The sequence below is a fragment of the Petrimonas mucosa genome, assembly GCF_900095795.1.
In the GTDB taxonomy this organism is placed as follows: domain Bacteria; phylum Bacteroidota; class Bacteroidia; order Bacteroidales; family Dysgonomonadaceae; genus Petrimonas; species Petrimonas mucosa.
Genome location: NZ_LT608328.1, coordinates 1,832,337 through 1,854,091, shown reverse-complemented (window position 1 = coordinate 1,854,091; position 21,755 = coordinate 1,832,337). Strand labels below are relative to the sequence as shown.

Here is a 21,755-nt window from a genome sequence, read left to right as displayed (position 1 = left end):
CTCTGAAAACCTCTTTTTTTCAAATTGCTGAAAAAAGCGATTTCGCCGGACAGTTTTGATTGTTCTTGTTGAAAATAAATTTGTTTACAATAATATGCATATTGAAACATAAATTAGTCATATATCGGGACGTTTTTTGCCCCGAAAGTGCTCTTTGACATGTTCGCGTCGTGTAATTTGCTATCCTGACGAAGTTTATCCACAACGAGCGGGAGTAAGCCCATAGCTTGTGCTTGGCAAGTGTCCTGTAACGGCTCTTGTCATCCGGGTAATGGTAGCCAAGCTGGAAGATGGTCGCCTCGACATTGTTCCTGAGGCAGGATTCCCCCGGGGGGATATCCTTTAGTTTCCGTCGCAACCCGGCAACCCTGAGGTTTTCCTCGTCGAAGTAGCGGTATTTCCTTTCACCGGTCTTGATACTCCATTTCCTTTTCGTCTTGTCTCCCCGGGGTTTTACCGGGTACGATTGTACTAGTTCCCCCGTCTTGTTATCTTTGACTATCAGGTTGCTATCGTCATGTTCATCCAGGCGGATGTCATATCTCGGCATCGCTCCCTGAATGGCGGTGATCACCATGTCGATGCCGCTTTCATCGCTTTGGCAGTACTCCCGGTTCTCGGCACTGTTGTAAGCCCCGTCGGCATGCACCTTCTCGATCTCGCCGGTTGTTACTTCCCGTGTCTGTTCCAGGGCTTGCTGAAAGAAACCGTTGTCCGGGGCTGAAACCTCCTTTACCCGCGTGTCGGTTACCAGGTTCAACGCCGCCTCTTGCCCATCCCCCGCCTGATCGCATGTCTCGGTGATGTTCACCGAGTACCCCTTGACCTTGTTGCCGTCCTTGTCGCGGTAGTGGCAGTCGGTGTCGTGGGGCGACTGGATGGACTTGGCGCTCACCTTTTCCTTCTCGAGCGGGAGGACGACCTTTTCCCGGCTGACGGTGTATTGCTGCTCGAAGACCGCTTTAAGGGTCCCGTACTGTCCATAGTCATGCTTCTTGAAGAGGTTGATAAACAGGTACATTAGTTTGCCCAACTCCAAGAAACGGGCGTCCACCTCCTCCTTCGTGCTGCGGTAGACCACCTTGTTTCCCGTTTCGCCCCGGATGCTCTCGATAAGGGAGAACATCTCTTTGGAAAGGCTTCTTTTGAAGATATGCTCCTCTCTTTCAGCGATGAACAGGCGAAGGGTCTCGTGGATCAACTCGTACCGGGAGTACCAGGCGATGTTGCTGCCGACCAGCTTGCTGTCCATGCGCACCCGCTTGCCTTCCACGTTGAACTCGAGGGCCTGGTCGCGGGTGATTCGCGACTGGCACTCCTTGAACAGGTCCACGCCGTGTTCCTTCTCGTGTTCAACCAGGTTACGGCGGAAAAGGTAATAACGTGAGTTCGGGATAACATATTATCCCCAAATGGTTAATTGACTTGACTTTTCCACTTCAAATTTGATTGAAGGCTTTTTGGGAAAGAAACAATATGCCACCAATGCAGCAATTATGTTCATGATGAAATTATGTGTGGAACGATGCCTTGAATGTTCTATCTGGCAGATATTCTTCAGTTCATCATTGATGGACTCAATTACAGATCTTTTGCGTAAGAGAATCTTGTCGCGGAATGACATCAGGGAATTTTTCATATTTGAGCGTATACCGGTCACTAAATGAACTCCCTGGTCAAACAGCATCTCGAAGAGCTTTGTGCTGATGTAACCCTTGTCTGCATATAGTTTACCGAAAAGATCTTTGGTAAGAACATTGATTACGTCAGGGTTTCTATCGTCGACATTGCCTTTTGTGAGAGAGAAATTCAGCAATTCACCCTTTTCATTACAGACCAGATGAAGCTTGAATCCAAAAAACCAGCCCATCGTACTTTTCCCTCTTTGTGCCAAATCCCTGAATACTTTATTCGAGTGGATACGCTTGTTATGACATACTTTGATTGGAGTGCTATCCACATATGTAATGCCTGTGCATTCACCAAATCCAAAGAGTTTGAGCAACAGCATGAAAGGTACAATCACCCTGGGTTGCAACTCGACAAAACGGTTGTAGGAAACGGCATTTGGAAAATAGCTCTTCATGTGCTTGCAAATATAAAACAGGTAATAATTCTTGAAATTATGAAAGGTTCCACAGTGGAAGCAGACCATCACGGCAATAATCTCGCTCTGAGACATTTGCGTTTTCCTGTTTCTCCTTTTCGTTATGTCACCTGCTTGAAGTTGGTGATTCCGGATTTCATTCTCATATTCTGCACAAAAATCGTCGGCAATACAAAATATTTCAATAACTTTGTCTGTTGTGATCATAGGGTTGATGTTTGTTATTTGTTTGATTAACAGCTATAAATATACAAATAATCTCCCTATATCACAACTTTTTTTATGATTTTCTTATCCCGAACTCACGTTAATAGGTGGACGGGACCGGCTCGGCGTCCTCGAGGGACATGAGTCCCAGCGCGCTTCGAGTCAAAAGGTTGTACCCGCATTCGGAAAAAAGCTGCCTGTCGCTCCATCCCTGGCCCTCCTTCAGGATCATCATCCCGACCAGTACGCGTATCGAAGCGTTGGGCGCGCCGTTACCCTCGGAATAGAGCACGCTGAATATATTCTCGTCAACGCGCATCACGACCTCTTTGCGAAACAGGTTATGCCAGGAGCCATCTTTCAGGTATTCCTTCTTCTTGGAGCCCCTGAAGTACTCCGTTGGCGATGAAAACAGGTCTAATTGACTATGGGAATCTGATTTCTTAAACATGTTGTAACGAGTTTAAATACACCGCTAAGATAATGAATAATAATTACATACGCGAATATTTCAAGGAGATTTTTCAGGGTGAAAATCACCCGGTGAATAAAAGGTTATGAACAGGAAAAATTATAAACTAAAATTATCCCTCCGACTTTTCGGAGCGGACTCAAAGGATTAAATAACCAGAAAGAAACAGGGATCAATCAGGGTCTTCTCTCCCTCTACCAAGCGATCTCGGATGCCTATCTACACATCGAAGAGCCCGATTCTTCACGGCATTACCTCCATAAAAAGAGTGAATTAGAGAAAGAACTAAACGCCACCAATGCCAATGCCCTGGATAAAGCGGTCACTGCACTGCTGGATGAGCATCACGTGCAAACCACCTTCAGATTTAGGGTAACCCTATTCTATATCGCCATTAGTGCTGCCGCTTTTATCTTGTTGACCCTACTTCTCTGGTACTCTTGGAGAAAACGGAATAAAAAAATTATTGCCGAAAAGGAGAGCGAAGTGGCAGAACTGGAAGGGAAATTGAGCGATGCGGCAAAAGAGGTAATTGCTTTAGCCAAAAAGAACGATGATGCATTTCTTGTCCGCTTCAACGAGCTCTACCCCCATTTTACCCGCGATATTTACACGCGCCATCCGAACCTTACCAATTCGGAATATTCGTTTTGCGTGTTAATTTACCTTCATTTCACCTCAAAAGAAATCGCTCAGATTCTCACCGTGGAGCACCGCTCTGTTCAAACCCGGAAGAACCGTCTTCGCAAAAGGCTGGGAATACCTTCCAAAACAGATCTGTATCAATACCTGAAAATGCTGGACGATACCACCGGATAGCTTGTGATCAGGATTCTTCCGCCATATTATGAAATACATTTTGAACATCCTCGTCCTCTTCAAACTTCTCGAGTAATTTCTCTATTTGTGCTCGTTCTTCGTCGTTCAATTCCTTGGTGTCGTGTGGAATGCGTTCAAACTCGGCCGAATGGATCTCGAAGTCGTTCTCCTCGAGGTAGGTTTGTATCTCGGAGTAGGATTTGAAGTCACCATAAAGGAGGATATCTTCTTCCTCTTCCACTACTTCATCTACTCCAAAGTCGATCAGTTCCAGCTCCAACTCATCAAGGGCCATTCCTTCCTTCGGGGCTATTTTAAAGACGCACTTGTGTTCGAATAAGAATTCCAGGCTGCCGGTTGTTCCCAGCGAACCGCCGTGCTTATTGAAATAGCTGCGTACATTAGCCACGGTGCGCGTGGTATTATCGGTTGCCGTTTCCACCACGATCGCGATGCCATAAGGCCCGTATCCTTCATATACCACTTCTTTATAATCGGAGTGATCCTTGTCGGTCGCCTTTTTGATGGCCCGCTCCACGTTGTCTTTCGGCATATTCTCTTTCTTCGCCTGCTGTATCAATACGCGTAAACGCGGGTTGGTGTCAGCATCGGGGCCACCCTCACGGACAGCAATAGTGATCTGTTTTCCTAATTTCGTGAATACGCGGGCCATATTGCCCCAGCGTTTCATCTTGGTTGCTTTGCGGTATTCAAATGCTCTTCCCATGTTTATCCGTTTTACCCTGACACTTTCGTGGAAAGTACCAGGGCGATAAGTTATTGTTTAATCGTTGCCAAGGGGTTACCTTAGTTGTGCTTCCAATTCTTTTTCCAGGTTTTGCTGGATCTTCTTCATTGCCTTGTCGATCTGATTGTCGGTAAGCGTTTTCTCCTCGTCTTGCAACAGGAAATTCACCGCGTAGGACTTCTTGCCTTCCGGCAGGTTTTTGCCTTCGTACACGTCGAACAGCGATACTTCTCTCAGCAGCTTCTTCTCCGATTCGAAGGCTATCTGGCGGATCCGCGAGAAGGGGATCTGCCGGTCGACCAGCAGTGCCAGGTCCCTGCTCACGGCAGGGAATTTAGAGATTTCGGAGAAACGTACCGGCTGCTTCTCGGTTTCTTTCATCAGCCGGTCCCAGTTCAGTTCAGCATAGAAAACATCGGTTTCGATATCGAACGATTTCCGGATTCCCGGGGAGACGATGCCAAAGCTCCCGACAGGGTGTTTCCGTGTGCGGATGCTTATCCCCGTGGATAGAATATCGTTTTCGATCGATTCGAAAACCAACCGATTTTCGTTTATTCCCAACCTCTTCAGGATATTCTCCACGTGCGCTTTCAGTTCGTACACCGAGCTTTGCTCTTCCGCGGCCGCCCAGTTTTTATGGGTACGTTTTCCGCATATCCACAAGCCAATATGGAACTCCTCCGAGTACTCGGCCAGTATATTGTCTTCTTTCTTCCGTTCCCGATCGTAGAAGTAGCAGTTCCCGAATTCATAAAAGCGAAGGTCGAGATGCTTCCGGTTGCGGTTGTAGGCAATGCTCTCGAGTCCCCCGAAGAGGAGTGTCTGGCGCATGACACCCAGATCGTTGCTCAACGGGTTTACTAATGATACGCTGTTTTTGGCCGGGTAGGTCGCGCGCGATTCGTAGTAACTCTTTTTGGTCAGCGAGTTGTTCATGATCTCGTGGAACCCGTTCGCGGTGAGTTGTTCCGATACAAGCGTTTGCAGTTTCTGTTTGCGGTCGGTCGGGGTCTGGTATGACAGGTTTGCCTTTAGCGAATCGCTGATCTCCACGTTATTGTACCCGTAGATACGCAGGATGTCCTCGATCACGTCCACGTCGCGGGTGACGTCTATCCGGTAGGTGGGAACACGCAACTGGAGTTCGTTCTCCGTTTCGCTTTCGATCTCGACCTCCAGGCTATGAAGGATGCTCTTCACGCTCGCGGGGGGATCTCTTTACCGATTAGCGATGTTATCTTTTGGTAGGAGAGCGTCACCCGCGGCCGCTCGATGGGCGTGGGATAGATATCCCGTATGGCTCCCGCGATGGTTCCGCCGGCCATTTCTTTGATCAGCATGGCGGCTCGTTTCAGCACGTGGACCGTGTTGTTAGGGTCGGCTCCTCGCTCGAAGCGGAACGACGAGTCGGTGTTCAGCCCGTGTCGCCGGGCGGTCTTTCGTACCCACGTGGGGTTAAAGTAGGCCGATTCCAGGAACACGTCCCGGGTTTGTTCCGTGACTCCCGAGTGCAGCCCGCCGAACACCCCCGCGATGCACATCCCCTCTTCGGAGTTGCAGATCATCAGGTCGTTCTCGTCGAGTTCACGTTCCTGCTCGTCGAGCGTGATGAATTTTGTTTTCGCCGGCAGGGTACGAATCACTACCTCATCGCCGGTGATGTATGCCGCGTCGAACGCGTGGAGGGGGTGTCCCGTTTCGTGAAGCACGAAATTGGTGATATCCACCACGTTGTTGATGGGGCGCAGCCCGATGGTCGTCAGGTAGTTTTTTAGCCAACCGGGGCTCTCTTTCACCGTCACCCCGCGGATGGTCAGCCCCGAGTAGCGGGGACAGGCGGTGCTGTTTTCCACGATCACCTCGATACCTCCGTTGTCGGTATCGACCGCGAACGCCTCTACCGACGGCTTCTTCAGCTCGCACGGCTTTCCGGCCTGCTTCAGGTAGGCCGCCAAGTCGCGTGCCACGCCAAAATGCGAAGCGGCGTCCACCCGGTTGGGCGTGATGTCGATCTCCAGCAGGTGATCGCTCTGCACGTTGTAGTATTCTTTGGCGGGAGTGCCCACTACCGCATCGTCGGGGAGCACGATAATGCCGTCGTGCGATGTGCTGATGCCGATCTCGTCTTCGGCGCAAATCATGCCCCTGGACTCTTCGCCCCGTATCTTGGAGCGTTTGATGGTGAACTCTTTCTCGTCTATATACAGCTTTGTACCGATGGTGGCTACCACCACTTTTTGGCCGGCAGCCACGTTGGGTGCACCGCACACGATGTCGAGCGGGGCTTCGCCGTTACCGATATCCACGGTGGTCAGGTGCAGGTGGTCGGAATTGGGGTGCGCCGTGCAGGTAAGCACCTCGCCGATCACCAGTCCTTCCAGCCCTCCCTTTATGGATTGAATCTCTTCCACCCCTTCGGCTTCCAGCCCGATGTCCGTGAGGGCATCGGCAGTCTCTCGCGGGGAAAGGTCGAATTGCAGGTACTCTTTGAGCCAGTTGTACGAAATATTCATACGATTGTTTTTATCTTTAAGATTCCGGATTCCGGATTTCAAATTTCAGATTCAAGATTTCAGATTCAAGGACCAAGATGTTTTAATCTTGTCTTCACGAGTCCTTGTCTCTCATGCTCGTTTCACGCGATTGTTTTATCTGATCGTTTTATAAACATACCAGGTCAATATGGGACATAACCCCATACAAACCAATAAAAATCTGGAATCCGGTTCTTTTTTGAAATAGGTTTCAAAATTACAAAAAAAACCAATACCCTCCCTCAAATCTCCATAGAATCCCTTGAGGATTGCTTCTCGATTCGATCACCTTCCCTGTTATGGTCTCCCCGACCACCCTGTATTCAAATCTATTGGTTATAGAGTAGAGCATGGTTTTCAGTTCGCCGGTTTTGGTATCTCGCGCCAAATTAATTGCTAATTGATGAACGTGTATCAGTGATGCCAGGCAATAATTAGTTGGATGCCTTTACCGGCAAAGCGGGATCCAGTACCCATTTGGGAAGGAATGCCGAATTCGCTCGGGTTCCAGTACCCGATCGTGTAGAAGGTCACGTTGTTTCGTTGATGTTGCCAGTTTAGAAAATTATAAAAACGCTGGTTCCCCCAGTCGTAATACACCATCGCGCTGAGGTTATCGGCCATCGAGAGCGGGTAGGAGAGGTTCAGCCCCGAGAAGTTGAGTGATTGGTTGAAGTCGATCCCTCTCTCGCCGTATGAATAGAAGAACTGTTCAAAGGTGAGGCCAAGGCCGTTCCCGATCCCGAACGTGTAATCCGTTCCCAATGTTGCCATCTGTTGGTTGGTAAGTTCGCCCATGTCGCCGTTCAGGTGCGTCCACGAGCTTTCGAACCAGAGTCCCACGGTCGCGTCGAGCCGCACATCAAGCCCGAAACGGTTTTCCGCGATCTTTTCAAGGCCGTACGCGCTTGCATCCGCTTCGCGGAAATGATAGGAGAGCGCTCCTTCTCCTTTTGGGATCGGTATCTGCACCCTGCCGCCTATTTCGGGGAACGAACTGGATGAAGGGAGTATTTCCCACCCTTTGTTCTTATCGTTGCCGTAGAGGGACCACAACCACAAGGTGGTATTATTGGGGAAGTAGTACCGGAACAGTCCTCCCCAGACTCCATCGGTGAGCTGTAGCGGGTCACGCGGGTCCATGCTGTCGAACCACATCAGCGGGCGGAACATTTGGGCCGAGCCGAAATTAATTTTTTGCAGGCCAAGCCTTACTTCCGCTCTTGTGGATGCATAACGTGCCCATGCCCTGTACGGTTTTATTGTAGCGTCGGTTGAGGTATTGTCGAACGAGCGGATCCCTATATCGCCGAAGAGGTTGACGGATGCTTCGAGGTCTATTAATTGATTGTTTTCAAGCGGTTGAGTGAGATTGATCTGTGGAATGTAACGCCCTCCCAGCCACCCTTTCGTGGGGGTATCGGGAGTAACCTGTCCCCATCCGGATAGCTGCCCGCTGTATCGAAATTGGATAGGATCTCTTGCCGGCCTGTTTCCCCTGTTTACCACGCTGTCTCGGTCTGTCTCACGTTCTGGTTGATCTTCCGTAACGTCTTTTCCCGGATGCACCACGCTGTCTCTTTCCGCCTCATATTCTGTTTGATTTCCTGGGAATTTCGTGGAATTGTTGCTTCCTTGTGCAGCTAACAAGGATACATAGAAAGCAAATAGTAGGAGTATATAAGTCTTGTTCATTGTTTACAATTTCAGGTTTCAGATTTCAGATTTCAGATCCCACTGAAGCCCTATCCGTCAAAAAACTATTCCGTCGGGTTTTCTTCTCCTTTTCTTTCCGTGATGCCGTACAATAAGAGCCTTGAGACGGTGTGCGTTAATTCTCGCGTAGTCCCGAAAAAATTCATCGTTTCATCGTTGAGGACAAAAGATTGTATGGCGTCGGCATACAGCATGAAAACCGGGAAATTGAGCTCTTTTATGATCAGTCCGTTTTGTTGCATTTCAATAAACCAGCTTTTCGTGAGATCGATGCTTCTCTGTTTCCATACGTTTAAATGTTCCTTAAGCGCGTCGTCGGGATATTTATACAGATCTGCCAGAAAATCCATTTCGAGGCCCATGGCACTTTCCAACTTTAATTCAAATGTTCTCCTGATTTTTTCTTCAGCCGTTATTTCTGATTGCATCATTTCCCGATATTTTTCCATTGCATTGGAAAAATAATTGTCTACAACGGCTTTAACCAGTTCTATTTTGTTAGGAAAATACTTGTAAAATGTCATTTTACTCGCGTTGGCTTCCTCACAAATATCTTCAATCGTCACTCTTCGTACGCCAAACTTGTAAAAGAGTTTTTTTGCCGCCTCAAAAATATCGTTTTGCTTTTTCGTCATATGTTTATAATTTCAGATTCCAGATTTCAGATTCCAGATTTCAGATTTCAGATTCCAGATTTTATTTATATTTTGTTCCTTGAAACTCAGAAGCCTTTAAATATTTGATAAATCCGGACAGGGATTGAGATATCTTTAATGCTTCCTGATATAGCTTATCAAATTCTTCTTGACAAATATATCCTATATCTAACGCTCTGTATAGTTGACTACGAACTTCTCCGCAAGAACCTTTTGATATAAAGAGAAACTGAACAAATTCCTTATTGCCGTTACGTTCAAATCCCTCTGCAATATTATCCATAATTGATCCGACAGATCCTCTCATTTGATCTCGTAACCGAAAGTCTTTCAAAAAGAGCTCTTTCTCTAATATCAGGTATATATTCTTCGAAAAAGAACGAGCCATTTTCCATACTTCTAAATCTTCGAAACGTTCTATCTTCGACATAATCTTAAATCTTAAATTTTGAATCTTGAATCTTAAATCCTATTGTTTCAAACTTGCTTTCGAGAAAACATGTTCCGGTATTCGTGTGTCGAATTCAATCTTCGTGATCATCCATTCTGTTCCCTTACCATCCTTGAGCATATCCTTGTATACCATCTTCATGGGATACCACCGGTCATTGACCCGTTGCACGTCGCCCAGGCTTACCTGTTTGAGGAGCTGCCCGCTTTTCGCGTAGAGCTCTTGTTTCAACGGGACGAGCCGCTCGATATCGACCCATAGCTTTTGAACATCGTAGGCCGCGTCGGCCACTTTGGATTTCAGCTGCAGGACATGACACGCGCGCCCCTCTATGGTCTCTTCGCCGGCAAGTGAAGCGGTGTACATATCGGAAAGCTTTCGATCCTCCATCATATCCTCGTAGGACAGATCGGAACCCATCACCGATTGCCGCAGCATATGTCCCGAGATCATGATCGTGCGGTCGGTCGAAGGTGAATAAAGCCACATCTCTTTGTCCAGCTTCAACATCTTCGTCCCTTTTTCGCGCGCGGGCGAGAGGTATTCCGTGAACGATTTTTCATTTCCGACGGTATAACTTTTTGAAGTCATCGTGCGGCTGCTTCGCCTCCCGTGTACCGTCATGCTCGATTCCACGATCCGGCTGTCGGCAGAGAGGTTCCTGTCCACGTCCCTGATAATCTGTTCCGCGTCTTGCGCGAAAACAGAACTTGTAAAAACAGTAATAAGTAATAATACAGTTAGCTTTTTCATAATTTTATAATTTCAGATTTCAGATTCCAGATTTCAGATTACCGTAATTTTGAATCTTGAATTTTGAATCTTGAATAGTTTAATCCAGTTCCTTAAACAACATGGCCGTGTTACGCTTGTAAACGGCTGTCCCGGCCAGTGCCGATCCGACAAGCATGGAGATAACACCCGGGATAAATCCTATATAATAGAGTTGGGGCGTCACTTCCGATCGAATGACGGGGGTGATCATCATGTTCACGTTTTCCATCATCGCGCTGTAGTCGATGCCATGCTTCTGCAGGTAGAGCGAGAGGGCAACTCCCGCGGCAGTCCCGACCGCGGACCCGATCACACCTATCAGCATTGATTCGCTCAACAGGGTGCGATAGATATGCTTTTTTTCTTCCCCCAAAGCCAGGCGTACGCCAAACTCGTTATAACGTCTTATCCCTCCTAACACGCCCGTGTTCCAAAGAACGATGGAGAGCGCGACCACCAGTAGAATCACCATGATAACCAATATCGCGTCCATCATCGCGATGGTTTGGTTCATGAAATTTTGATCCACCAATTGAAGCATCACCGGCGCGAACTCGTCTGTTTCATCGGTGTACCGTTCATTGAACGCCGACTTTATCCGCTCCGTCTCCTCCTGGTCGTACGTGTTACCGGGAAGATAGCCGAACAGTTCACTCGTCGCGTTCTCCATATCCAATAGCAGCCGCGCGTCCGAGATATCCAATATAACGGCTCCCCTATCGAGCTGTGCCATGCCGAAGCGTGCAATTCCCGCCACGGTATAGTTGGCAAAACTCATCGCCCCATGCATCGTGGAACCGAAAAAAGTAATCCTGTCCCCGGGAAGAACCTCGTGTGTTTCTGCAAAATCGATGCTGATGATGATCTCGTTCGGTTGTCGGATAATGTTGCCGGATACCAGCGCGGTTCTCAAACCGATGCGCTCTATCTCGCCATTATTGCCCGACAGGAAATCGTAGGCCGTTCCCGATACCGGCCCTTGCGCTCTGGTCTCGCCGTCCTGATCGGGAATATCGAGGAGGCCACCGAAAAAGATACGGGGAACCCACTCCACGCCGGGAAAATCAGCCGTTAGCTGTTCCACGAGCATATCCGCGTCTAACAGTGCCAGATCGTTGGGTTTTTGTCCCTGGTTGTCGCTGTACGCCCGCGTCATTACTTTCAGGTGGCCGGTTTGAAAGTTCGCGGTAGCTTGAATCATGTTCGACATCATGCCGCTTATCAGCCCGTAAGCAAAGATGATGGCAAAAACACCGATGGCCACGACAATAACGGGCAGCAGGCTCCTGCTTTTATCCCGGATGATTCCTTTCCATAAAAATGCAAACATAATTTTACAAATTCAAAATTTAAAATTTAAAATTCAAGATTCGACTACGTCGATTTTGGCTCCGCCGAACGTTGTTTCAATTCATCCATTCATAAATTATGAATCTTGAATCTGAAATCTTGAATGATCTCAGGTGATTCTTCCTTTTAATGCTTCTACCACGTTGCTTTTGGCTATTTTACGGGTGGGGAGCCAGCTTATCAGCATCGACATGAATATGATGATCGCGATGCTGGTCAGGATTGTCCCGGGGTCGTATACGGGTCGCATGGTTTCACGCATGCCCAGGCCAATCTCGGTGTAACTTTCCGGCAGCGTGATTCCTGTTTGTCCGTACCAGTATAAAAGGGGTGTTCCCCAGAGAACACCCACCAGTATGCCCAGCAGGCTGTAGGTAGTGCCTTCCAGCGTGAATAGTCTTGTCACCTGCTTGGGTGTCATTCCGAGGGAGATATAGGTTCCTATCTCCTTTTGGCGTCGGAAGATGGAGAGCGTCTGGGTATCGAATACCGCCAACAAAGCGATGGCCAGCAGGATGGTGAAGATGATGAGCGACTCCACGCGGCTGTGTTGCGCCATGAGGTAGAGGTCCTCCAGCAGGAAATCCGAATCTTTATAGTGCCACCCGTTCACGTCCTGTTCAAGGGGACAGTCGGCCGATCTTACCAGGTAGGTTGCTTCGTCCTGCATTCCGGTCATTTCACGGAGCTTATCAAGGGCGATCCACACCTGCCCTTCGTCCACGGTGGCGATGCTCGAGTTGAATATGGACGCGATCACGATCTCCCGTGCATCAAAAGCCCCGTTCTTGTCCCGCCATCGTATAAGCAGGCGGTCTCCCTCGTCCGCGTTCAGCGTTCGGGCCATTCTCGCGCCGATTACCGCGTTAAGGGCATCGTCGTCCGCGTGTAAATAGCGTGAAGGAATCTCCAGCAGTTGTTGCGACGGGTCGATGCCCTTTAACTGGATATTCTGCATGTTTCCCGATTCGTACGCGACCGCCTGTATCACGAGGATGGGAGTGAGCGATTTATCGGCAAGACAGGGAGCGAACGCGTCCGGGGGCATGCCGTGCGCGTCCTGTAATGTAAACACGTCATACCGGTCGTAGTTCTCGTGCCAGAATTGTCCCGCTCCCGTTTCCCAGTCGCGGGTGTCCACGATCGCGTCGTTCACCCACCCGTCTATCAATCCGTTGAACGCGGTCATCAGAACGAAAGTGAAAGAGAGGACAGCCACGTTTAACCATGTACGCCTGCCCGCGCCCAGGATGTTTTTTATTGCTGTTTTAAATAGTAACATAATTCCAAATTCCAAATTTAAGATTCCAGATTTTATGTTCAATTTTGAATGTTGAACGTTGAATCTTGAATTATCTCGTCTTTTTCCACTTTTCCGTCTTCCAGATAAACAATTCGTCGAAGGTACTGCATCACTTTCTCGTCGTGCGTGGCGAAAACGAAGGTCGTGTTTAGCTCTTCGTTCAGTTGCCGCATTGTTTGAAGGATGGTATGCGAGTTTTTTGCATCGAGGTTTGCCGAAGGCTCGTCGGCCAGGACAACGTCGGGACGCTTCACCATCGCGCGGGCAATGGCTACCCGCTGGCTCTCCCCTCCCGATAGCTGTGCCGGGCGCGATGCCGCTTTATCCGTTAATCCCACCCACTCGAGGGCGTTCATTACCGCCTTGTAGCGCTCTCCGGCCGATCTCTTCTGGAGCAGCAGGGGAAACTCCACGTTCTCGTACACCGTGTGAACCGGCAGCAGGTTGTAGCTCTGGAAAATAAACCCGATGCTTTTGTTGCGCAACGCGGCCGACTCTTTGGCGGTGAGTGACGAAACGGAGTGTTCCAGAACGATCGCTTCCCCCTCTGTGGGCGTGTCAAGCGAGCCGATGATGTTCAGCAGGGTGGTTTTACCCGATCCGCTGGGCCCGACCAGCCCGAGGAACTCCCCACGTTCGATGGTCAGGTTAATCCCGTTCAGTGCCGTGAAATGGCCGTCTCCCACGGGAAACTGTTTCACGAGACCGGTCAATCGAATGATTTTTTCTTTTTCGCTCATCGTTTTGAATCTTTTGTTTTGTATACTATTCGGATGCAAATATACGAAAATATTATATTATGACAAAAATAGTATACTTTTTTTGAAAAATACTTAAAAATCTCATTTGAAATTCCCAACTCAAGTTAATAGTTTTCAAAGCGGAATTTCTCTTTTTTTTCGAGAGATACCGTTTTATTTTCTTTTCATCTTCACTGTTTCTTGCACGTTTAACGTGTTGATTTACTTTTTATGGTGGCATTTTTATATATATTAACATTATCACTCTTCCAAGGCATGGCAATTCCTTGTCATAAACCCTTTTACGACACGAAAGATGGCGATGGACGATTAAGTGAAAATCCGTCATCCGGTCATCGTTGTCGTTATTCGCTGCTCAAAATCACGCCACCCCGCTTTTCGGTAATACTCCTTAGGCATTTTTACCGTGACCTGCCTGCCGGATTTCACCACTTTTCCCGGCACTCGGATAAACCATTCTCGGAAGGTAGAGTGCTCTTGACGCCAAACCCAAAAGTCGCCCCGGTATCGCATGAGCACCGATAAACTGTAGGCAAATGACGAAAGTTGCCAAAGAATATCGTTTACCCAAAAATCATGCGTGATGGTTTTTCCCGCACAAAGCGAGTTTTTGGTTTGCTCGATCCAATTCTCACTCTCTGATCGGGATCCATAAAGGGTATGGAGCTGCAAGGCATCCAATCCTTTCAGGTTCGAGCAATAGCAAAAGTACTCATACTCGGGTACAAATTGTTTTTCGCCAAAATAATCGACTTCAACCATTTGCTTTATGATGCGCACGGCATAAAACATGCGGGGATTCCTCCAACCGCTACATTGATGTGTAAACTGACAGGTCGCCGTCCGTGGGCCAATCGGCTGCCAAGTCTGCCCGGCAAGTAAATCTTTCAGGTTTTTCAGCTTTACTTTCACCAAATATTCATGTTTACCGTCTTCTAACAAATTAAATAATCCACCATTGAAAAAACCGCTGTCGGCCCTGAAAAACACCTTCTCCACCTTTTGGGGAAGAGCGGCCAAGGTTTCTTTGACAAACTCACAAACTCCGTTTGAGGTGTAAGCTGAACCCGGGCGGAGCCATGAATTGACAAGCAGTTTCATCTCCGTGACAAAACATAAGATGGGGTGATAGCTTTTCGAACCCTTCTTATGCGAGTTATAACCCACCTCAGCCCCTTGTTGGTTGCCGTAAACGGTAAATGTGCTTGAGTCGCAATCAAGTGTCAAGCGGCTTAAACCGCAACGGGAAACTTGCATGCCTGTAAAACCCAACAACAGCTCGTGAAGCGAACGGGCGCCCCTTTCACCCAAACCTGTCAAATGGCGGCGGATGGTGTCCTGGTCAATGTTCTTGGGTAACTTCAACAAGCGGGCAACCAAGGCGTCAAAGGTGAAGTTTTCAATCCGCTTCAAACGGTGAACACCGCACAACGATGCCAACAGGATACTTGAGAGTATTTGGGCTGTGCTGAAACGGCTTGCATTGTGGCGGATGGTTGGAAAAAGATGTTCCAGCTTGCCATAAATACCGCAATGGTTGATAAAATCAGAGGTTACGCTTAACCCTGAATATGATGTTAATTGTTCTGAACTGAACTTTTTCTTTACTGAACAGGCAGTAAATGAGATTTTTTTACTATTTTTGTATTGCATGTGTCAGGTGAGTGTTATTTTTTATTTAACACCTTAAAGATAAATACTTTATCTGATACATGCAACTTTTATTTGAGACTTTTAGGAAATAATTTTATTGATCGTTATTCGCCGGTGCATATCGGTTTAGGCGTGAATCCTGCCAGCCAATTTGGATTTTTATATTTCGGGTTATCCCCTATTTTAGTTAAATGATTATCCGCAGTTATTCCTAAAGAATTTAACGGGAAAAAGTTATAAATAAGTTTCAAAAACACTTGCACAATTCACTGATATTCATTATATTTACATCGCTAACGATATAAAGATTCAAACTATGAATATCCTGGATTTTGCTATAAATTACCCCGATGAGGAATCCTGTCGGAAAAAATTCAAAGAACAAAGAGACCAAATGGGAGTAACCTGTCGTCATTGTAATTGTAAAGAACATTATTGGCTGGAAAACAAGCAGGCCTATGAATGCAAGCGTTGTCGCGCACGCCAAACCTTGCGTTCAGGCACCGTCATGCAGCACTCCAACCTGCCTTACCGTTACTGGTTCGTGGCCATGCACCTGCTCACGGCGACCAAGGGCTCCTTTTCCGCGGCGGAGCTGCAGCGCCAGCTGGGGCACAAGCGTTACCAGCCCATATGGGAAATGGTCAATAAACTGCGTGACGTGATGGGCAAACGCGATGATGAGTACACCCTCGAGGGAGCCATCGAGTTGGACGACGCCTTCTTTTCCACCGAAATATCCCTTGAAGAGAGGGACAAACCGTTGAAGCGCGGCCGCGGGAGCCAAAAAAAGACCAAAGTGCTGGTAATGGCTGAAAGCAAAACGGTTGAAAACCCCAAGCCGGGTAAGAAACCCAAGAAGGTTAGATACCTGAAAATGAAAGTGATCAGTGACTTGAAGTCCGGTACAATTACAAGGAATGTCAAAGAGCACGTTGAAAGCACGGCGGATCTGACCACCGATGACTCAACATCTTACACTAAATTGAAAGAGCATGTTCATTCACATACGGCATCTGTTATTCCACACCAGGATCTTTCCAAGGTGCTGCCCTGGGTGCATACCGCGATCAGCAATGCCAAACGACAGCTCCTGGGCGTGTATTACAAGATAAAACCAGAATACTTGCAATATTACCTCAACCAGTTCTGTTATAAATTCAACAGGCGTTACTTCGGGGAAAACCAGTTTGAAAGACTGTTGATAGCCGCTGTAACGTATGCTCCTGATTTCAAGTCAAGAATTTACAATAGGAACTATTGCGGATAATCATTTTTAGTTATTTTCGCGTATCATCCCGATGATGCCCTTCAAGAGCATCTTAAATTGTATTAGATGGATCCCTACCAATTAGCGTTCGATATTGCCCTTAACACCGATCGGAGTTTATTTGTCACCGGAAAAGCGGGAACCGGGAAAACCACCTTCCTGCATCGGCTGAAAGAAGCTTCCCGGAAACAGATGGCCGTGGTCGCGCCGACAGGGGTAGCTGCCATTAACGCGGGAGGAACCACGATCCATTCTTTTTTCCAGTTGCCGTTCACGCCTTTCATTCCCACGCCGGAAGGACGAAAGAACCTGGTCGCCAAGTCACGGATGAGGAGTTCCCGCCGACGGGTGCTGCAAGAATTGGAACTGCTGGTGATTGACGAGATAAGCATGGTTCGTGCCGACTTACTGGACGCGATGGATGCAACCCTCCGCCATTTCCGGTACAGGAACAACGAGCTTTTTGGGGGGGTACAGGTCATCTTTATCGGCGATATGTTCCAGCTTGCGCCGGTAGCAAAAGAAGAAGAATGGCGTTTATTGTCGCGCTATTATCAAAGTCCCTATTTTTTTCATAGCCAGGCCGTCATACAAGATCCGCCTTTTTATATAGAGTTTGAAAAGATTTACCGCCAGACAAACAGCTCTTTTATCCGTGTATTAAACGAGATTCGCGATAATAGCCTTACCGATGAGAGTTTCCGGTTGCTCGAAAAACGATACAACCCGCTGTTTACGCCCCCGGAAGAGGAAGACTATATCATCCTTACCACCCATAACAATAAAGCCGACCGCATCAATGCCGAAGAGCTGGATAAACTGGAAGGAGAAACCTACACGTTCGAAGCCGGGATCGGAGGAGACTATCCCGAAAGGAACTATCCCACGGAGCCGGTCCTGGAATTGAAGGTGGGCGCCAGGGTGATGTTCCTGAGGAACGATACCGAAACGCCCCGTCGCTTTTACAATGGAAAAATAGGCGTCGTCGATGCTATTGATGACGACCGTATCGTGGTGCGTTGTAAGGAGGACGAGTATATCGAAGTAGAGCGTGCGACATGGGAAAACATCGGTTACACGGTCGATACCGAGACAAAGCAGGTAGAGGAGAACGTGCTGGGAAAGTTCTCTCAATACCCGTTGCGGTTAGCGTGGGCGATCACCATTCACAAGAGCCAGGGCCTTACCTTCGACAAAGCGGTGATAGACGCCGGAATGGCTTTCGCGCCGGGACAGGTATACGTGGCACTGAGCCGGTGCCGCTCGCTGGAAGGGATAGTACTCCTGAGCAAGATCCGTCCGGAGAGTATCTCCACGGATTACCAGGTGATTGACCACGAAAAAAACCGGCAGCCGATAACCGCGATTGAACAGCAATTGGCGGATGCCCGTGGGGTATACCGTTTACGGTTATTGGAGTCGGTTTTTGATTTCACCGGGATTGCCCGGCAATGCAAGCGCATGCTATCCGAGATGGATGCAATCCGGGCGTCGTTCAATGAAGAAACGTTGACTCACCTGCGTGATATTCACGGGCAATTGCAGGCAGTAGATGAGGTGGCAGTAAAGTTCCGGGTGCAATTGCGCTCCATCTTTCATCAGGAACCTATTAAAGAGGAGTATCTGCAGGAACGATTGCATGCCGCGCATGATTTTTTCTCGGAAAAGATCGACCGGTTAATAAAAACCTTACGGCAATCACCCGCAAAAACCGATAGCCGGAATCATGCCGCTGAATACAACGAAGCGATTCAGGATATTTTTTCTGATTTGGCATTAAAGAAGCACATGCTGGGCAACATGAAATCAGACGCGAGCATCGAAGCATACTTCGAGGAACGAAACGGTTTCGTGCTTCCTTCTTTCCACGTGAACGCCTACACGAAATCATCCACTGCACGGGCCGACCTATCGCATCCCGGGTTATACCGCCTGCTGGTGGAGGAGCGCGATCGAATCTGCGAACCCCGGGATCTGCCTATCTATATCGTGGCGGGCAGTAAGACGTTGTACGAGATGGCAGAGTACCTGCCTCAAAACGAAAAAGAATTATTGCAGATCAGCGGCTTCGGGGCTGTCAAAGTGGAAAAATACGGACAGGCGTTTTTGTCGATTATCCGCTCCTATTGCGAAGAACGGGACCTGCCGTCTCGTTTATTGGAAAAGAAAGCGTCCAAAAGGAAATCGAAAGAGAAGAAACAGAAGGGCGACAGCCAACGGATCAGCCTGGAACTGCACCGTGCCGGAAAAAATATCGAGGAGATTGCCGAAGAACGGAACCTGGCCGTTTCTACCATCGGCACGCATCTGGCGAAATACGTGGAAAAAGGAGAACTGGATGTAACCGATTTTGTTTCCCGGGACAGGCTTCAGCTCGCTGAAGAGAAACTTCGGGCACGTTCTCCCGACGAATCCATGTATTACGCGTTGCAGTTCGATTTCTCGAATACCGAGATCATGATGATCCTCGCGTATCATCGAAACCGCTCTTTATCTATTACATAACTTGCTTGTATGGGTTACAAACGTTAAATTCACGGCATGCGCGATTCACTCGTTATCTCTCTTGTTCAGCATCCCTCTTTTGGTTATATGCTACAGCCACTCTTTGCTTCGTTTTGCCCGGAAACGGAGGTATACTCCATTACCGAAATGGCTCGTGCCGATTCTCCCACATTTCAAACGTTGACAGAAGAAGAACAAGAGATCGTGAAACTGGCCGAGCGTTATTCCGGTAAAAATTTAATGAGAGCTTACTCGAACGAGGATAACGAGGTTGAATTCCTGAGAAAGGTTACCGCGTCTACCATTGAAACCTATATCCGGCCATTTATCGAGAAAAAGCAAGGGAGACTGATTGAAATTATGCAGGCGACCGGAACGCCGCTTTTTTCACGAGAAAAAACCAGAATTCGTGATTTCAGGACAAACCAAAAATTAGAAGTCTTGAGGGAACCGTCAACGATGGTTTTTCATTTTCGAAATAAGGAGACATTCACATACCATGTGGAAGTTCAGAATGGAGCCTCCAGCGTGAACCTTCACGACCGGTTTTTTGCACCGCTCGTGTCTAATCCGGCTGTAGCGGTTATCGGCAAGCAACTGCACCATTTCGTGGATATCGATGAAAAAAAACTCAGGCCCTTTTTCAAGAAAAAAAATATTGAAGTTCCCCCGCGTAGCGTGCCCGAGTATATACGTGGTTTCGTGGTGCAGTGTATGAAAAACTACACGGTTAAGAGCGAGGGAATTCCTGTTTTCGAACAAAAACACCGTCCGGTCGCCGTGTTAATGCTCGAACCGGATTTTGATTTACGCCCGGTCCTCACCCTGTATTTTCACTACGGAGAACGCCGTTTCGCTATCGACAAACCTTACAAGAAAGAGGTTGAGGTGCTGGAAGAGGGCGGTGAATTCAGAATTGGCTGGTTTTACCGGAACGAAGCGTGGGAGAGAGAACAAGTCCGACTGCTGACCGAAGGGGGATTGTCGTTATCCCGGACGAGGCAGTTTATCGTGTCCGGCAGCGAAAGAGAACAAGAACCGGACTCGATCGCGTTGATCGAGTGGATCAATCAACACGGTGAATTGTTGAAAAGCTTTGATTTGGGTTCTATATGAAATACTGTGGGTAGTCAAATTTGAGTTTGCCACAGGTAAAGTAAATCATGTTAATAAAATTCCGGGAGTTTCTATAACCCCTTGCTCTTTTTTTAGCCAATTGAATTTTTGAGTTTATTCCTTCGAGTATGCCATTTGAGATTTTACTCTTTATATATCTCACAATGCCTCTCCAGTGGGCTTTAATGGTATTTACCAATCGGATAAAAGGTTGTATTTTAGATTCCATGGCAAAGTCACACCAAAAGGCCAAATAGCTTTCTGCTTCTTCCGTGTCCTTTATCTGCCAAAAGTCCTCAAACATTTCTTTAAGCCAATATCCCTGCCCTAGCTTTGGATACATCTCGAGTAGTATATCCTTCTCTGTTTGTAGTTTGTCGCTCAATTTCTTTTTCAGAAAAGTATACTTATGTCCTTTCAGCAGCTCATTTCCTGTTCGTTCTAATTTACGGAGTTCATCCATCGCCTTATTGACCTCTTTTACCACGTGAAACTTATCAAATGTTATTTGACTCTCTGGAAGATACGCTGTGCAACCCGCGATAAAAGAGGGTGACATATCTATACAAACATCTTCGATTTGAGTGGTATCTACATGTTTGCTTTCTAAATACTTTACGCTCTCTTCGATACAATCAGAACCTTTGCCCTGACAGGCGTAAAGTACACGCCGTTCGTTCAAATCGACCAAATGTGTGATGTAGTTATGCCCCTTCTTCTGTGAAGTTTCATCAAAACCGATTTGAGTTAAGTTTTCAGGGATATCTTTTTTATGTGCACGTTCTACCCAATAATTGAAAATTCCCCAGATACGTTGTGCGTAAACCTTTAACGTGGAAGCAACGCTGCTTACAGGCATTTCTTTCTCTATCAGCAACATAGAGAACGCTTCAAACAATAAAGTGAAACCACTTCCTTTTCGTGCCCAAGGTACACTTTGAACCTCCGTCTTGCCGTCAGATTGTTTTACCCGGGGTATGCGCGCATGCAAATAGCAGCGATACTGGAAAAAATTCAGATGTTGCCATGTATGATCGCTACTGTCATAAGCTGTATAATAAGCTCCGTCGGGCATTAAAAACTTTGAGCCTCGCTCAAAGTCTATGTGGATATCCAACTGTGATATGCTTGGATCAATATCTATTTTGGTAATGATCCACGGTTTTTCCAAACCTAATGCTAAAGTGAAAAGTGCTATTGAATTCATTCCACAAAGTTAATTCAATTTTAATTTACCCATACAATATCATATAGAACCTTGATTTGAAACAGGCATCATGTAAACAGCTATATTACACGGGTGAAATAAA

17 protein-coding genes and 1 pseudogene are annotated in these 21,755 nt (G+C 47.4%); 4 read left to right on the top strand and 14 right to left on the bottom strand.

Annotated features, from left to right (window positions below; all coding sequences use genetic code 11):
* Nucleotides 1-19: 19 nt before the first annotated feature.
* The 3 genes from ING2E5A_RS07410 to ING2E5A_RS07400 all read right to left on the bottom strand — a co-directional run bounded on the left by ING2E5A_RS07410 (nt 20) and on the right by ING2E5A_RS07400 (nt 2,765).
* Nucleotides 20-1,333: a hypothetical protein gene (locus ING2E5A_RS07410; RefSeq protein WP_071136863.1), complete on the bottom strand. Its 1,314-nt coding sequence runs from the start codon at nt 1,331-1,333 to the stop codon at nt 20-22.
* A gap of 69 nt (nt 1,334-1,402) precedes the next feature.
* Nucleotides 1,403-2,314, bottom strand: a complete 912-nt coding sequence (locus tag ING2E5A_RS07405) for an IS982 family transposase (RefSeq protein ID WP_005842164.1) — start codon at nt 2,312-2,314, stop codon at nt 1,403-1,405.
* A gap of 100 nt (nt 2,315-2,414) precedes the next feature.
* Nucleotides 2,415-2,765: a transposase gene (locus ING2E5A_RS07400; RefSeq protein WP_071136862.1), complete on the bottom strand. Its 351-nt coding sequence runs from the start codon at nt 2,763-2,765 to the stop codon at nt 2,415-2,417.
* Nucleotides 2,766-3,134: 369 nt separating this feature from the next.
* Here ING2E5A_RS07400 and ING2E5A_RS15030 point away from each other — a divergent pair, with 369 nt between their 5' ends.
* Nucleotides 3,135-3,605 (top strand): helix-turn-helix transcriptional regulator, encoded by a 471-nt coding sequence (locus ING2E5A_RS15030; RefSeq protein WP_161941965.1) that lies wholly within the window; start codon nt 3,135-3,137, stop codon nt 3,603-3,605.
* 7 nt (nt 3,606-3,612) lie between these two features.
* On the opposite strand, the gene ING2E5A_RS07390 is transcribed toward ING2E5A_RS15030, so the two are convergent.
* The 10 genes and pseudogenes from ING2E5A_RS07390 to ING2E5A_RS07345 form a co-directional block, all read right to left on the bottom strand.
* Nucleotides 3,613-4,332: a YebC/PmpR family DNA-binding transcriptional regulator gene (locus tag ING2E5A_RS07390; protein ID WP_071136860.1), complete on the bottom strand. Its 720-nt coding sequence runs from the start codon at nt 4,330-4,332 to the stop codon at nt 3,613-3,615.
* Between the two features lie 75 nt (nt 4,333-4,407).
* Nucleotides 4,408-6,869, bottom strand: a pseudogene (pheT, locus tag ING2E5A_RS07385) (phenylalanine--tRNA ligase subunit beta).
* Between the two features lie 435 nt (nt 6,870-7,304).
* Complete coding sequence (locus ING2E5A_RS07380) at nt 7,305-8,585, bottom strand: porin family protein (RefSeq protein WP_083373243.1); 1,281 nt, start codon at nt 8,583-8,585, stop codon at nt 7,305-7,307.
* Between the two features lie 65 nt (nt 8,586-8,650).
* Nucleotides 8,651-9,241, bottom strand: coding sequence for a TetR/AcrR family transcriptional regulator (locus ING2E5A_RS07375; RefSeq protein ID WP_071136859.1), 591 nt, complete (start codon nt 9,239-9,241; stop codon nt 8,651-8,653).
* A gap of 61 nt (nt 9,242-9,302) precedes the next feature.
* On the bottom strand, nt 9,303-9,692 hold the full coding sequence (locus ING2E5A_RS07370; RefSeq protein ID WP_173652381.1) for a four helix bundle protein: 390 nt from the start codon (nt 9,690-9,692) through the stop codon (nt 9,303-9,305).
* 39 nt (nt 9,693-9,731) lie between these two features.
* Nucleotides 9,732-10,466 (bottom strand): outer membrane lipoprotein-sorting protein, encoded by a 735-nt coding sequence (locus tag ING2E5A_RS07365; protein WP_071136857.1) that lies wholly within the window; start codon nt 10,464-10,466, stop codon nt 9,732-9,734.
* Nucleotides 10,467-10,545: 79 nt separating this feature from the next.
* Nucleotides 10,546-11,817 (bottom strand): ABC transporter permease, encoded by a 1,272-nt coding sequence (locus ING2E5A_RS07360; protein WP_071136856.1) that lies wholly within the window; start codon nt 11,815-11,817, stop codon nt 10,546-10,548.
* Between the two features lie 129 nt (nt 11,818-11,946).
* On the bottom strand, nt 11,947-13,119 hold the full coding sequence (locus tag ING2E5A_RS07355; protein WP_071138255.1) for an ABC transporter permease: 1,173 nt from the start codon (nt 13,117-13,119) through the stop codon (nt 11,947-11,949).
* A gap of 38 nt (nt 13,120-13,157) precedes the next feature.
* Nucleotides 13,158-13,880, bottom strand: a complete 723-nt coding sequence (locus tag ING2E5A_RS07350) for an ABC transporter ATP-binding protein (protein ID WP_071138254.1) — start codon at nt 13,878-13,880, stop codon at nt 13,158-13,160.
* Between the two features lie 345 nt (nt 13,881-14,225).
* On the bottom strand, nt 14,226-15,554 hold the full coding sequence (locus ING2E5A_RS07345) for an IS1380 family transposase (RefSeq protein WP_071136855.1): 1,329 nt from the start codon (nt 15,552-15,554) through the stop codon (nt 14,226-14,228).
* A gap of 316 nt (nt 15,555-15,870) precedes the next feature.
* Between ING2E5A_RS07345 and ING2E5A_RS07340 the strand changes: the two genes are divergently transcribed.
* The 3 genes from ING2E5A_RS07340 (at nt 15,871) to ING2E5A_RS07330 (ending at nt 20,445) form a co-directional block, all read left to right on the top strand.
* Nucleotides 15,871-16,824 (top strand): IS1595 family transposase, encoded by a 954-nt coding sequence (locus ING2E5A_RS07340; protein WP_071136336.1) that lies wholly within the window; start codon nt 15,871-15,873, stop codon nt 16,822-16,824.
* Nucleotides 16,825-16,890: 66 nt separating this feature from the next.
* On the top strand, nt 16,891-19,329 hold the full coding sequence (locus ING2E5A_RS15850) for a helix-turn-helix domain-containing protein (RefSeq protein WP_071136854.1): 2,439 nt from the start codon (nt 16,891-16,893) through the stop codon (nt 19,327-19,329).
* A 36-nt stretch (nt 19,330-19,365) separates the two neighbouring features.
* Nucleotides 19,366-20,445, top strand: a complete 1,080-nt coding sequence (locus ING2E5A_RS07330) for a hypothetical protein (protein ID WP_154670056.1) — start codon at nt 19,366-19,368, stop codon at nt 20,443-20,445.
* Here ING2E5A_RS07330 and ING2E5A_RS07325 read toward each other — a convergent pair.
* Nucleotides 20,438-21,652: an ISL3 family transposase gene (locus ING2E5A_RS07325; protein WP_071135804.1), complete on the bottom strand. Its 1,215-nt coding sequence runs from the start codon at nt 21,650-21,652 to the stop codon at nt 20,438-20,440. The two genes, ING2E5A_RS07330 and ING2E5A_RS07325, sit on opposite strands and share 8 nt — an antisense overlap.
* Nucleotides 21,653-21,755 lie beyond the last annotated feature (103 nt).

Excerpts from the sequence above, each read along its gene's own strand:
- ING2E5A_RS07405 (WP_005842164.1), bottom strand. The coding sequence starts at position 2,314 with ATGATCACAACAGACAAAGTTATTGAAATATTTTGTATTGCCGACGAT.
- ING2E5A_RS07400 (WP_071136862.1), bottom strand. The coding sequence starts at position 2,765 with ATGTTTAAGAAATCAGATTCCCATAGTCAATTAGACCTGTTTTCATCG.
- ING2E5A_RS07390 (WP_071136860.1), bottom strand. The coding sequence starts at position 4,332 with ATGGGAAGAGCATTTGAATACCGCAAAGCAACCAAGATGAAACGCTGG.
- ING2E5A_RS07380 (WP_083373243.1), bottom strand. The coding sequence starts at position 8,585 with ATGAACAAGACTTATATACTCCTACTATTTGCTTTCTATGTATCCTTG.
- ING2E5A_RS07375 (WP_071136859.1), bottom strand. The coding sequence starts at position 9,241 with ATGACGAAAAAGCAAAACGATATTTTTGAGGCGGCAAAAAAACTCTTT.
- ING2E5A_RS07370 (WP_173652381.1), bottom strand. The coding sequence starts at position 9,692 with ATGTCGAAGATAGAACGTTTCGAAGATTTAGAAGTATGGAAAATGGCT.
- ING2E5A_RS07365 (WP_071136857.1), bottom strand. The coding sequence starts at position 10,466 with ATGAAAAAGCTAACTGTATTATTACTTATTACTGTTTTTACAAGTTCT.
- ING2E5A_RS07360 (WP_071136856.1), bottom strand. The coding sequence starts at position 11,817 with ATGTTTGCATTTTTATGGAAAGGAATCATCCGGGATAAAAGCAGGAGC.
- ING2E5A_RS07355 (WP_071138255.1), bottom strand. The coding sequence starts at position 13,119 with ATGTTACTATTTAAAACAGCAATAAAAAACATCCTGGGCGCGGGCAGG.
- ING2E5A_RS07350 (WP_071138254.1), bottom strand. The coding sequence starts at position 13,880 with ATGAGCGAAAAAGAAAAAATCATTCGATTGACCGGTCTCGTGAAACAG.
- ING2E5A_RS07345 (WP_071136855.1), bottom strand. The coding sequence starts at position 15,554 with ATGCAATACAAAAATAGTAAAAAAATCTCATTTACTGCCTGTTCAGTA.
- ING2E5A_RS07340 (WP_071136336.1), top strand. The coding sequence starts at position 15,871 with ATGAATATCCTGGATTTTGCTATAAATTACCCCGATGAGGAATCCTGT.
- ING2E5A_RS15850 (WP_071136854.1), top strand. The coding sequence starts at position 16,891 with ATGGATCCCTACCAATTAGCGTTCGATATTGCCCTTAACACCGATCGG.
- ING2E5A_RS07330 (WP_154670056.1), top strand. The coding sequence starts at position 19,366 with ATGCGCGATTCACTCGTTATCTCTCTTGTTCAGCATCCCTCTTTTGGT.
- ING2E5A_RS07325 (WP_071135804.1), bottom strand. The coding sequence starts at position 21,652 with ATGAATTCAATAGCACTTTTCACTTTAGCATTAGGTTTGGAAAAACCG.